11 protein-coding genes are annotated in these 11,827 nt (G+C 74.1%); 7 read left to right on the top strand and 4 right to left on the bottom strand.

All coding sequences use genetic code 11. The annotated features are described in order from the left end of the window. Positions 1-7: 7 nt before the first annotated feature. A complete protein-coding gene (locus AC07DS_RS21795; protein WP_479147593.1) occupies positions 8-742 on the bottom strand; it encodes a CTP synthase C-terminal region-related (seleno)protein in 735 nt (244 codons plus the stop codon). Between the two features lie 93 nt (positions 743-835). On the opposite strand from AC07DS_RS21795, the gene AC07DS_RS21790 reads away from it, so the two are divergent. From AC07DS_RS21790 to AC07DS_RS21775, 4 genes are all read left to right on the top strand, one after another. Next, positions 836-1,702: a LysR family transcriptional regulator gene (locus AC07DS_RS21790; protein WP_479147591.1), complete on the top strand. Its 867-nt coding sequence runs from the start codon at positions 836-838 to the stop codon at positions 1,700-1,702. Between the two features lie 127 nt (positions 1,703-1,829). Beyond that, positions 1,830-2,381, top strand: a complete 552-nt coding sequence (locus AC07DS_RS21785; protein ID WP_479147589.1) for a PDZ domain-containing protein — start codon at positions 1,830-1,832, stop codon at positions 2,379-2,381. Positions 2,382-2,595: 214 nt separating this feature from the next. Further along, positions 2,596-3,723 carry a M24 family metallopeptidase gene (locus tag AC07DS_RS21780; RefSeq protein WP_479147587.1) on the top strand — a complete coding sequence of 376 codons (1,128 nt, stop codon included), beginning with the start codon at positions 2,596-2,598 and terminating at the stop codon, positions 3,721-3,723. Between the two features lie 54 nt (positions 3,724-3,777). Further along, positions 3,778-4,722, top strand: coding sequence for an aminoglycoside phosphotransferase family protein (locus AC07DS_RS21775; RefSeq protein WP_479147585.1), 945 nt, complete (start codon positions 3,778-3,780; stop codon positions 4,720-4,722). Between the two features lie 18 nt (positions 4,723-4,740). Here the strand turns inward: AC07DS_RS21775 and treZ are convergent, their stop codons facing one another. Next, on the bottom strand, positions 4,741-6,486 hold the full coding sequence (gene treZ / locus AC07DS_RS21770; protein ID WP_479147584.1) for a malto-oligosyltrehalose trehalohydrolase: 1,746 nt from the start codon (positions 6,484-6,486) through the stop codon (positions 4,741-4,743). A 174-nt stretch (positions 6,487-6,660) separates the two neighbouring features. Here treZ and AC07DS_RS21765 point away from each other — a divergent pair, with 174 nt between their 5' ends. Continuing rightward, positions 6,661-7,212 carry an FHA domain-containing protein gene (locus AC07DS_RS21765; RefSeq protein ID WP_479147582.1) on the top strand — a complete coding sequence of 184 codons (552 nt, stop codon included), beginning with the start codon at positions 6,661-6,663 and terminating at the stop codon, positions 7,210-7,212. Positions 7,213-7,315: 103 nt separating this feature from the next. Then, positions 7,316-7,729, top strand: coding sequence for an SSI family serine proteinase inhibitor (locus AC07DS_RS21760; protein WP_479147580.1), 414 nt, complete (start codon positions 7,316-7,318; stop codon positions 7,727-7,729). Between the two features lie 75 nt (positions 7,730-7,804). On the opposite strand, the gene AC07DS_RS21755 is transcribed toward AC07DS_RS21760, so the two are convergent. Then, positions 7,805-9,055, bottom strand: a complete 1,251-nt coding sequence (locus AC07DS_RS21755; protein WP_479147579.1) for a M14 family zinc carboxypeptidase — start codon at positions 9,053-9,055, stop codon at positions 7,805-7,807. A gap of 134 nt (positions 9,056-9,189) precedes the next feature. Beyond that, positions 9,190-10,668, bottom strand: coding sequence for a dihydrolipoyl dehydrogenase (gene lpdA / locus AC07DS_RS21750; RefSeq protein WP_479147882.1), 1,479 nt, complete (start codon positions 10,666-10,668; stop codon positions 9,190-9,192). 142 nt (positions 10,669-10,810) lie between these two features. Here lpdA and AC07DS_RS21745 point away from each other — a divergent pair, with 142 nt between their 5' ends. Further along, complete coding sequence (locus tag AC07DS_RS21745; RefSeq protein ID WP_479147577.1) at positions 10,811-11,752, top strand: LysR family transcriptional regulator; 942 nt, start codon at positions 10,811-10,813, stop codon at positions 11,750-11,752. Positions 11,753-11,827: the final 75 nt, after the last annotated feature.

The raw sequence follows: 11,827 nt of genomic DNA, 5'->3' as shown, positions 1-11,827 counted from the left end.
GGTCAGGTCACGCGGGCAGGTCCGCCACCCGGCCCGCGTGCTCGACCGCGGCTCGCGCCAGCGCCCGTACCACCGGGTGCGGGCGCGAGCCGTCGCCCGACAGCTCCGGCTGGAACAGGGTGCCCAGGAAGAAGGGGTGGCCCGGCAGTTCGGCGACGCGGACCTGCCCGTCCGCGTCGTGCCCGGAGAACCGCAGACCGTGGGCGCGGAGGGTGTCGAGGTGGCGGGAGGGGCCGTAGGCGCAGTGGTACCGCTCGACCGTCCGCTCCGCACCGATCACGCCATGGGCGAGCGAGCCCGGCTCCAGGGTCACCGCGGCCTCGTGACCGGCGAGCGAACAGGCCAGCGGCTCGATGAGCAGGTCCTCGGCGCCAGGGTCGTTCTCGGCGTGCGCGGTCCCGGTCAGCCCGCACACGTTCCGGGCGAACTCCAGCAGTGCGTGCTGGAATCCGCCGCAGGTGCCCAGGAACGGGATGCCCTCCTCACGCGCCGTGCGGATGGCCGCGAGGACGCCCGCCTCGCTGCGGTACGGGCTGCCCGGCAGCACCCAGACGGCGTCGAAGCCGCGCACCGCGTCCGCGGCCGCCGCGTCCTCGGACGGGATCCAGTAGGCGTCCAGGACCAGCCCGTCGCGTGCGGCGAGGGCGTCCAGCAGGAGCGGGACGCGGGTGTGCGAGACGACGTTGGGGGAGCGGTCCCCGACGAGGGCGAGGGTGGCGGTACGAGCCGCGGTGTTCGTCATGCCGTTCATCCTGGGCGGCACCCTTCGTTCACGTCCAACGATGATTCCTGCACAGTCGATAAGCATTGCTGATGGAGTGCGATCCTGTTCCGCATGGACCCGCACCTGCTGCGCACCTACGTCACCGTGGCGCGTCTCGCCTCCTTCTCCGAGGCCGCCCGCGAGCTGGGCTACACCCAGTCCGCGGTGTCCCAGCACATCGCCGCCCTCGAACAGGACCTCGGGGCGCCCCTGCTCACCCGGCGTCCGGTCGCACCCACAGCGGCGGGCGAACGCCTCCTGGAGCACGCGGGCCCGTTGCTGCTGCGCCTGGACGCGGCCCGCGCCGACGTGACCCGCATGGCCGCCGCGCCCGCTTTCGGCCTGACCCTCGCCACCACACCGACCGCCCTCGGACCCGGCGTCCTCGGCGCGCTCCCGGCCGCGGGCGTGACCCTGCGCGTCCTCACCCGCGACGAGATCCCGGCCGCCGTCGCCACCGGCACCGCCGACCTCGGCCTGGTCGACGGCGTCGCCGCCCCCAGCGATCCGCTGCGGCTGCCCGACGTGGCACCGCTGACCACGCACGGTGTCGCCGAGGAACCCGTCAGCGTCCTGCTGCCCACCGGCCACCCCCTCGCCGGCCGAACCGGCCTGCGCCTCGGCGACCTCGCCGACGCCCGCTGGCTGGACGCACCCGACGCGGCCCTGCCCCTCGCCCACCTGCGTGCCGCCGGCGGTGGCGGCGCCTTCCGGCCCGCCCTCCGCTACGAGGGCACCGACCTGCGCACCCTCACCGCGCTCGCCGCCGCCGGACACGGTCTCACCCTGCTGCCGCACTCGGCGGCGGCCGGCGTCCCGGGCACCGTCGCCGTCCCGCTCACCGCGCCGCGGCTCGTCCACCGCACCGAACTCGTGCACGGCGGTGCCCCGACGGGAACGGCGGCGGAGGTGGTCCGGCAGCTGGTGGACCGTGCCTGAGTGCGGTTCCGGTGCATCGCCTCGTCGGCTATGACTACCCTCCGCCACGCTCCGGCCAGTCTCACTCGTTCGTGTCTCGTCGTGGAGCGGAGCCCCGGGTAGAGCACCAGCCGGAGGCGAGCGAACCATGGATCAGACTGCGTTGCGTCCCAAGCCGATGCCCGGCCAGGAGCGGCGGGGGACCGGCACCCCCGGCCCCGTCCGGCACCCGCACGCCGCGCGCCGCCGCGGCCGGCGGCTCAGGACCCTCCTGTTCGGACTGTGCACCGGCACCGTCCTGGTGCTCTCCGGGGTCGGCATCGGCACGGTCGGCGCCACGGTCATCGGCATGAGCAGGCTGGCCGAGCTGCAACGCCAGGCCCCGCCGCACCACCCCTCGGCCGCCCCTTCGCCGAGCCCCTCGGACGCCCGGACCGGTGCGACCCTGGGCGTGGAGGCCGTCGACGCCGACAAGGCCGGCGCTCTGGTGGTGGGCGTCCACGTACCCGGCCCCGGCTACACCGCGGGCCTCGTCCGCGGCGACGTCCTGCTGCAGTTCGGCAGGGCCCGCGTCGACACGGCCGCCGACCTGGCCCGGGCCGTCGCCCACGTCCGCCCCGGCACGGAGGTGACCCTGACCGTGCGCCACCCCAGCGGCGGCTACCAGCAGCTGACCGTCGTTCCGGGCGTGGTGACCTGACCGCGGCCGACGTGCGGTCCCGCGTGTCCGGACACGTCGGGAAACCCGCTGGTCGCACCCCGCCCCACCCGCCATGATGGCCCCATGCCGAGCCCCGTCCCCGCGGACCGCCACCGCGGGACTCCGCGATCGGCTCGCGCCGCCCTGTCCGGCCGGGCAGGATGCTGCCCGAGACCGATTCGCCCCGTCACCACGACCGCGCTCGGAGGCCCGGATGACCGGTAGCACGCCCGCGCCCTTCACCGCCGACGACTACAGGGCCCGTATGGAGCGCGCCGCGCACGCCGCCGCCGACGCCGGCCTCGCGGGACTGCTCGTGGCGCCGGGACCGGACATGGTGTGGCTCATCGGCTACACGCCCACCGCGGTCACCGAACGGCTCACCGCGCTGGTCCTCACCCCGGGGCACGACCCCGTGCTCGTCGTGCCCACCCTGGAGGCCCCGGACGCCGGGCACGCGGCCGGCGCCCCCGCGTTCACCGTGCGCGACTGGACCGACGGCAAGGACCCCTACGCCGTCACCGCCGCCCTCCTCGACCACAACGGCCGCTTCGGCATCAGCGACAACACCTGGGCGATGCACCTGCTGGGCCTCCAGCGCACCCTGCCCGGCACCTCCTACGCCGCCCTGACCGACGCCCTGCCCATGCTGCGCGCCGTCAAGGACGCGGCCGAACTGGAACTCCTGGCAGCCGCGGGAGCCGCCGCCGACGCAACGTTCGAGGAGATCCGGAAGGTTCCCTTCGCCGGGCGCCGCGAGTCCGACGTCGGCCACGACCTCGCCGACCTGCTGCGCCGCTTCGGGCATTCCCAGGTCGACTTCACCATCGTCGGCTCGGGCCCCAACGGTGCCAACCCGCACCACGAGGTCGGCGACCGCGTCATCCGGTACGGCGACATGGTCGTCCTAGACTTCGGCGGTCTCAAGGACGGCTACGGCTCCGACACCACCCGCACCGTCCACGTCGGCGAGCCGACCGACGAGGAACGCACGGTCCACGACATCGTGCGCGCAGCCCAGGAGGCCGGCTTCCGGGCCGTACGGCCGGGCGTCGCCTGTCAGGAGGTCGACCGGGCAGCCCGTGCGGTGATCACCGACGCCGGGTACGGCGAGTACTTCATCCACCGCACCGGCCACGGCATCGGCGTCACCACGCACGAGCCGCCGTACATGATCGAGGGCGAGGAACAGCCCCTGGTACCCGGCATGTGCTTCTCCGTCGAGCCCGGCATCTACCTGCCCGGCCGCTTCGGAGTACGCATCGAGGACATCGTCACGGTGACCGAGGACGGCGGTCGCCGCCTCAACGACACCACCCGTGAGATGGTCATAGTGGACTGAGAGGCCCAGGAGACACACCCTCGACGACACCCCGGAACGGCTACGGCGCGACCCATGACCCAGGCACCGACACCCACCGCGGACTCCGTCCGCAGACTGGTCCGTTCCCTGCTCAAGGAGAGCAAGGAGACCGCGAGCGGCACCGAGGGGCCCGACGTCCGGCCCGTCACCGAGGGCCGCGAGCACACCTGGTGGGTCGGTACCCGCCATGTGCTGCGCCTCGCTCCCGACCGGGAGGCCTCCGCCCGCCGCCGCCGCGAACTGCGCCTGCGCGACGTGGTCCGCCCGCACGTGCCCGTCGCCGTCCCGACCAGCGTCGCCCACGGCGACTGGGCGCCCGGCCTCGCCTACACGCTCGACACCAAACTGCCCGGCGGCACCGCCGACGAGCACGACGTCTCCGCCGTCGGCGAGGCCGACCTGGCCGGGCTGCTCAGCGGACTGCGCGCCGTGCCGGCACGGCAGGCGGAGGCGCTCGGTGTGCCGCGGACCGCCGCGCGCTCCCTGGAGGCGCTGCGCCGCATGGCCGTGCACGCGGCCGAACGGCTCGCCGCCGCCGACGAGTTCGACGCCGCCCGGCTGCTCCAGCTCACCCCGCCCGGTGCCGCCCAGCTCGCCGCGCAGACGGGTACCGCCGTCCTCACCCACCACGGCCTCACCGGCGAGCACGTGGTGGTCAGCGCCGACGGACGGGTCCGCGGCATCCTGGACTGGACCGAGGCAGCCTTCGGCGACCCCGCCGAGGACATCGCCGGGCTCGCCCTCGCCGTCGGCTCCCCGGCCGCCGTCCGCGCCGCCACCCTCGCCGGCTACGGCGCCCGCCCCTGCCTGCGCGGTCTGTGGCTCGCCCGCTGCGACACCGTCATCCGCCTCACCGACCACCTCGAAGGCCGCGCCCCCGGCTCCCTGACACTGCTGCGGATCCAGCTGCGGCGCGTCTGGGAGCCGATCCTGCTGGAGCGGGTGACCGAGTTCAAGGACGACGGGGCGGAGCCGTAGGGCATGTCCGGCCCTGGCTCAGGGCTGGACCAGCACCACGCACGACTCCCCGGGCACCTGCAGCAGTCCGTCCCGGCCCGGCGCCGCCACCGGTTCCCAGGCGGCCAGGACCTGCACCCGCCCGGTGCCCAGCGGGATCGCCGCCTGCTCCTTGCCCAGGTTCACCGCCACCCTGACGTCCCCGCGCCGGAACGCCAGCCAACGGGCCTCCTCGTCGTAGGCCACCTTCGTGTCGGCCAGGTCGGGATCGGTGAGGTCCGGCTGCTCCCGGCGCAGCTCGATCAGCCGCCGGTACCAGGCCAGCACGCGCGCGTGGGGCTCGCGTTCCGGCTCCGACCAGTCGAGGCAGGAACGCTCCCGGGTCGCCGGGTCCTGCGGGTCCGGTACGTCCTCCTCGGCCCAGCCGTGCTGAGCGAACTCCCGCCGCCGGCCCCGCCGTACCGCGTCCGCCAGCTCCGGGTCCGTGTGGTCGGTGAAGAACTGCCAGGGCGTGCCGGCCGCCCACTCCTCGCCCATGAACAGCATCGGCGTGAACGGCGCGGTCAGCGTGAGCGTGGCCGCGCAGGCCAGCAGACCGGGGGAGAGCAGGGCCGAAAGGCGGTCCCCCTGCGCGCGGTTGCCGACCTGGTCGTGGGTCTGGCTGTAGCCCAGCAGCCGGTGCGCCGCCACCTGCGCCCGGTCCAGCGGCCGGCCGTGGCCGCGGCCCCGGAAGCTCGAGTACGTGCCGTCGTGGAAGTAGCCGCCGGTGAGCGTCTTGGCGAGCCCGGCGAGGGGAGCGCGCGCGAAGTCCGTGTAGTAGCCCTGGGACTCGCCGGTCAGCGCGCAGTGCAGGGTGTGATGGAAGTCGTCGTTCCACTGGGCCTGCAGCCCGATGCCGTGCTCCGCGCGCGGGGTGATGATCCGCGGGTCGTTCAGGTCGGACTCGGCGATCAGGAACAGCGGGCGGCCCAGCTCGCCGGCGAGGCCGTCGACGGCCGCCGACAGCTCCTCCAGGAAGTGGCACGCGCGCGTGTCGCGCAGCGCGTGCACCGCGTCCAGGCGCAGCCCGTCGATCCGGTAGTCCCGCAGCCAGGCCAGCGCGCTGCCCGCGAAGTACGCGCGCACCTCGTCCGAGCCGGGCGCGTCCAGGTTCACGGCGGCGCCCCACGGCGTGTGGTGGGTCTCCGTGAAGTACGGCCCGAACCGGGGCAGATGGTTGCCGGACGGCCCCAAGTGGTTGTGCACGACGTCCAGCACGACACCCAGGCCCAGTTCGTGGGCCCGGTCCACGAACCGCTTCAGCGCCTCGGGGCCGCCGTACGGCTCGTGCACCGCCCACGGCGACACCCCCTCGTACCCCCAGCCGTGCCGTCCCGGGAACGGACACAGCGGCATCAACTCCACGTGGGTGACGCCCAGTTCCACCAGGTACCCGAGGCGCCCGGCGGCCGCGTCCAGGGTGCCCTCGCGGGTGTACGTGCCCACGTGCAGCTCGTAGAGCACCGCACCGGGCAGCTCGCGCCCCGCCCAGGCGGAACGCCACGTGTACCGCCCGTGGTCGACGAGCGCGCTCAGGCCGTCCGGGCCGTCCGGCTGGCGGCGCGAACGCGGGTCCGGCAGCACCGGACCGCCGTCCAGTGCGAACCCGTACCGCGAGCCGTCCTGCGCCGGTGCCTCCCCCGTCCACCAGCCGGCGCGCCCGGAGTCGCGCTCCAACGTGTGCGTGGCGCTGTCGCAATGGAGCGTCACACTGTCTGCCTGCGGTGCCCACACCTCGAACTGCACGGACGGTTCCCCTTCGTCTGCTCACCGTGATGTAGCCCGTCCATCGTGCCGCGAAAGCGATCAATCCGCTTTCGAATCCGCCCTTTACCTGCAGGTGTCGTGGAACTATGCGCGTGCGGTAACCGTTCTCCGCGTTTCTGGACACCGGGGGTTCACTGCCCGACAATCACCAGCGTGACGTCGTCTTTCGAGATCCCCATGTACCCCGCGCGACTGTCCGACGCGGAGCGCGACAAGGCGCTGCAGGTACTGCGAGACGGCGTCGCCATGGGCCGTCTGTCGCACGACACGTTCGTACGCCGCATGGAACTCGCGCTCGTCGCGCGCCGCGCCGACGAACTCGAAGCCCTCACCGCCGACCTGCCCCGCGAGAAGCGCCTCTCCCGCGCGGTCTTCGGCACCGTCGAGGCCGTCTCCGGCTTCACCGTACGACTGCGCCGGGCCTGGCAGGCCGAGCGGCTGCCCAAGCTGCGGCTGCCGAACCCGGCGAACGGCCATCCGCTGCGCATCGGCCGCGACCCCGCGAACGGGCTGCGCCTGAACCACGAGACCGTCTCCCGCGTGCACGCCGAACTCCGCCGCCAGGGCGACATGTGGGTCCTCAGGGACCTCGGCTCCACCAACGGCACCACGGTAAACGGCCGCCGCGTGGTGGGCGCCGTCGTGGTCCGCGAGGGCGACCAGGTCGGCTTCGGGCGGACAACCTTCCGGCTCTCTGCGGACTGAGACACCGTCCCGCATTCGAACTGACGCACCGCTGTGCGCCCGTACGGTCCCGTTCGGGTGAGTCGGGCTGCGGAACGCGGGCCGCCGCGCCGATGCTTCGGGAATGACGTACATCACCCGAGCGACAGCGGCCGCAGGCGCCCTGCTGGCGTCCGTCGGCCTGCTCGCCGCGGGCCCGGCCCAGGCGGCACCCCGTCCCATGCTCACCGGCAACTGGCTCGACCTCACCGTCACCCGCGGCGACGCCCAGACCGGTTACACACGCCACGCGCTGCTGCTCTGCGATCCGCCCCTCGGGCACGCGCACGCGGCCGAGGCCTGTGCCGAACTCTCGGCCGCCGACGGCGACATCGACCGCATTCCGCCCAAGAAGATCTTCTGCACGATGATCTTCGCTCCCGTCACCGTCCACGCGCGCGGGCGGTGGCACGGACGGCCGGTCGACTTCCAGGAGACGTACTCCAGCAAGTGCGTCATGAGCGGGCGGACGGGAGAGGTTTTCGCGCTGGACGACTGAGCCCGGCCCGCGCGGCCGGCGCGGCCGGCGCGGCGGGTACGGCAGACGGCGGGCCCGGGAGGCTTCGCGGAGGCCTCACGCCGCCCGTTCCCGGGCCTGCTGGGCAGCCACCAGCACCGTCCGGGACTGGTGCTCCACCTGGTTCTCCAAGGGCACCCAGCGGGCCCGGAAGCGCTCCGCGAACGCCTCGCACCAGGAGGCGACCAGCTGTTCGAGCAGGGGCGCCGCCCGGTCGTCCGTCTCCCGCAGCACCCGCAGCAGCATCGCCGCCGCCCGCAGCGGCAGCCGCCGCCCGAAGGCGTCCACACTGCCGACGTACGCCATCGTCGTGCCGGCCGGCGGTGTGTGGATCCAGTCCTGCGCCAGGCCCGGTATCAGCTCCAGCGCCCACCGAGCGGCCCGCAGCAACGGCCCGTCCGCATCCTCCAGCCGGGGCAGCGCCTCGGCGAGCACCCGCTCCACCTCCAGCGAGTCCCGCAGCAGCCGCTGGGCCAGGCGGCGTATCGCCGCCGCCGGTGCCGGGTGCGGCGCTGGGTCGTCCACCAGGTCGCTGGCCCACATCGGCACCTCCACCACGGCCGTCAGACCGCCGTAGCGGTGCGCGTGGTACCAGGTGCTGTGCCGTGCGTCGTCCGGCAGGCTCGGGTAGGCGACGCCCGTCTCCGGTCCGGGCATCACATGCACCCCGGGCCCCGAGGCGGGCCAGCCCGCGGCGTCCGAGGCACCTGTCTCGACCGGGATGTGCAGCTCGGCTGCGGACTTGGCGAACGGCTCCGCCAGGCCCGGCACGTCCTTCGTCAACTGCACCCAGCTGCCGCCCAGATCGGTGCCGTGCAGGGTCACCTGGAGGTAGGGGCGCAGTTCGTCGATCACCCCGGTCAGGGCCCGCGTCTCGGGCGGCAGGCGGTCCGGCGGGAGCACCGCGGGGGACCACTCCGGCTGCTCGGCGCCGGTCGGCCGGTAGAAGCCGAGGTGGTAGTCGAGCAGGCTGCGCGGCGCCGGGGTGACATGCAGGCTCGCGCCGTCCGGGTCGGCGCACAGCAGGAAGTGCCAGGAGGTGTCGGCCCGCAACTCCCGCTCGGCCAGCACCCGTTCGGCCAGCACCCGGAGGGTGGAGCCGCCCGTCGGCTCGTTGGCGTGGGCGCCCGCGACGACCAGTACGGCGCGCCGGGCGTGTCCCACCGACAGCAGGTGCAGAGGCCGGCCGGCTCGCGAGAGGCCCACCTGCCTGAGCGCACACAGCCCGGGCTCCTGAGCGGCCAACGCTCGTGCGGAGGCGACCAGTTCGGGAACGCTGGGGTAGCGCAGCTCCGGCAGGAGACTCACCCCCGACTTGTCCGCCCGGCTTCGCCCTCCCAGTGCCGCACGGCGTGGGTGAACTGTCAAGCGCACGGTCAGGAGGCTCCAGGGGGCGCCCGGACGCATTCACGGGCGGTGCCGGACCGCCGCGCCCCGGGGGCTCACTGCTGGTGCAGTCCGCGTCCGGCGAGCGTCAGGAACACCTCGCCCACCGCCTCCGACAGCGTGGGGTGCGCGTGCACGTGCCGGGCCACGTCCGAGGGCTGGGCGTCCCAGCCGACGATCAGCTGGCTCTCGGCGATCATCTCCGACACGTTCGGTCCGACCAGGTGCACACCGAGCACCTGCCCGCCGCCGGCCTCGGCGACGACCTTCACCATGCCGCCCTGCCCGTGCACCATCCCCTTGGCGACGGCGGTCAGCGGCATCGTGTTGACGTTCACCTCGTGACCGCGCGCGCGTGCCTCCGCCTCGCCGAGCCCCACGGAGGCGGTCTGCGGCGACGAGTACGTCACCCGGGGCACGGCCGCGTAGTCCACCGGAGCCGACGGCAGCCCGGCCAGTGTCTCGGCCACCAGCAGGCCCTCCGCGAAGGAGGCGTGGGCCAGACCGAGCGAGGGCGGCGGCAGCAGGTCGCCCACCACATGGATTCCCGGTACGGCCGTCTCCAGCCGGCTCCAGTCCGCCGGTACGACGAACCCCCGCTCGTCCGTCGTCAGCCCGGCGACGGCCAGGTCCAGGCCCTCGGTGACCGGCGCGCGGCCGACGGCGACCAGCAGCCGCTCCGCCTCCACGGTCCGGGTCTGCCCGCGGGCGGTGCGCACCCGCGCGCGTACGCCGTTCTCCAGCACCTCCGCGTCCAGCAGCCGTGCGCCCGCCTGCACGTCGACGCCCCGCTTCTTCAGGCCGCGGGTCAGATGCCGGCTCACGTCGGCGTCCTCCAGCGGCACGATCCGGTCGGCGGCCTCGACCAGGGTGACCTCCGCGCCCATCGACCGGTGGAAGGAGGCGTACTCCGCCCCGATCGCACCTCCGCCCAGCACCAGCACGGACCCCGGCAGCCCCGGCGCGAACAAGGCGTCGTCACTGGTCACCACGCGCCGCCCGTCGGGCACGAGCCCCGGGAGCGTGCGCGGTCGTGAGCCGGTCGCGAGGACGATCCCGCGGCGTGCGGTGAAGTCGAGCGCACCGCGCGCGGATTCGGCGTGCACGGCATCTGCAGGTGCGAGCGCGGAGTCGGTCTGCACGCTTTCCACGCGCACCGTGCGGGCCCCTGCCAGCCGCGCACTCCCTCGCACCACTCTTACACCCGCGTGTGCCAGATGCGCCTCCACCCCCTTGTGGTTGCGCGCCACGATGTCGTCCCGTGTGGCCACCAGCGCCGGCCAGTCGACGGACTCCAGCGTGGCCTTCACCCCCCACCGTTCGCGGGCCTCGACGATGCCGTCGACGAGCTCGGCGGCGTGCAGCATCGCCTTGCTGGGGATGCAGCCGCGGTGCAGACAGGTGCCGCCGACCTTGTCGCGTTCGACGAGGACGACGTCGAGACCGAGGGCGGCGGCGCGCAGGGCGGTGCTGTACCCGCCCGTGCCGCCGCCGATGACGACGACGTCCGGCGTGTGCGTCACCCCTGTGCCCATGACCCCTGTGCCCATGACCCCTGTGCCCATGACCTCTGTGTTCATGACCACCACCCTCCGTCCGTCCCTTGCCATGAGTCCAAGGCAATGTTTTTGTGGATTCGATGCAGGGCCCTTATGGGAAGGCTGGGAAGGCGGCACGGTGAGCCTGCGGCAGATGGAGTACTTCCTGACGGTCGTCGAGGAGGCGTCCTTCACGCGCGCGGCGGAGCTGCTGCATGTCACCCAGCCCGCGCTCTCGCACCAGATCAAGGCCCTGGAGAAGACGGTCGGCGGAGCCCTGCTGGAGCGCATGCCGCGCGGAGTGCGCCTCACCCCGATGGGCCGCGCCTTCCTGCCGCACGCAGAGCTGGCCGTCCGCAGCGCCGCCCAGGCCCGCCGCGCGGCCCGCGCCGCCGCCGGCGCCGAGGGCGGCGAGCTGCACATCGCGGCCCTGCACTCCATCGCCGTCGGCGCCCTCCCCGACGTCTTCGCCCGCTGGCGCACGGCCCACCCCAGGGTCCTGCTGCGCCTGCACGAGTACGCCACCTCCGAGGCCCTGGAGGAAGCGGTCCAGCGCGGCACCGCGGACCTCGCGATCGGTCCCGAGCCCGTCGGCGCGCCCGGCACCGTCGTACCGGTCGGCGAGGAGGAAGTCGTCCTCGTCGTGCCCTTCGACGACCGGCTCGCGGGGCGTACGAGGGTGACGCTGCCGGAACTCGCCGACCGTGCCTGGATCCGCTGCGCCATGGAACCCGTCGTCCACGGCGAGCGCTTCCTCGACTGGGCGTGCGGACAGGCCGGATACCGCCCCCGGACCGCCGTGTGGACCGAGCACACCTCCACAGCCGTGCGCATGGCCGCCGCCGGGGTCGGGGTGTGCGTGGCGCCCGCCCACGTCGTGCGGGGCGCCGTCGGCGATGACTGCGTCGTCCTCACCCCGGACCCGGCCTGGAGACGCGCCCTGACGGTCTACGCGCGCGTGCCGCCCACCGGAGCGGCCAAGGCCTTCGTGAACCTTCTGTGCACCACCTGGCCCTCGCTCGGAGGAGTCGCCCCCCGGGAGCACGAGGACCACACCCTGCCCGCCGCACAGGCCGGCTGACCGGGCGCCGTCCCCGCAGCCCTCACCGGTCCGCTCCAAAGGAGTGCGAGGTCTGCGCCCTGCCCGGCATGCGAG

It is taken from the genome of Streptomyces sp. NPDC044064, from assembly GCF_056434245.1.
This window is presented reverse-complemented; position numbering and strand designations above follow the sequence as displayed.

Excerpts from the sequence above, each read along its gene's own strand:
- AC07DS_RS21795 (WP_479147593.1), bottom strand. The coding sequence starts at position 742 with ATGACGAACACCGCGGCTCGTACCGCCACCCTCGCCCTCGTCGGGGAC.
- AC07DS_RS21760 (WP_479147580.1), top strand. The coding sequence starts at position 7,316 with ATGACGTACATCACCCGAGCGACAGCGGCCGCAGGCGCCCTGCTGGCG.
- lpdA (WP_479147882.1), bottom strand. The coding sequence starts at position 10,668 with ATGGGCACAGGGGTGACGCACACGCCGGACGTCGTCGTCATCGGCGGC.
- AC07DS_RS21785 (WP_479147589.1), top strand. The coding sequence starts at position 1,830 with ATGGATCAGACTGCGTTGCGTCCCAAGCCGATGCCCGGCCAGGAGCGG.
- AC07DS_RS21780 (WP_479147587.1), top strand. The coding sequence starts at position 2,596 with ATGACCGGTAGCACGCCCGCGCCCTTCACCGCCGACGACTACAGGGCC.
- AC07DS_RS21775 (WP_479147585.1), top strand. The coding sequence starts at position 3,778 with ATGACCCAGGCACCGACACCCACCGCGGACTCCGTCCGCAGACTGGTC.
- AC07DS_RS21790 (WP_479147591.1), top strand. The coding sequence starts at position 836 with ATGGACCCGCACCTGCTGCGCACCTACGTCACCGTGGCGCGTCTCGCC.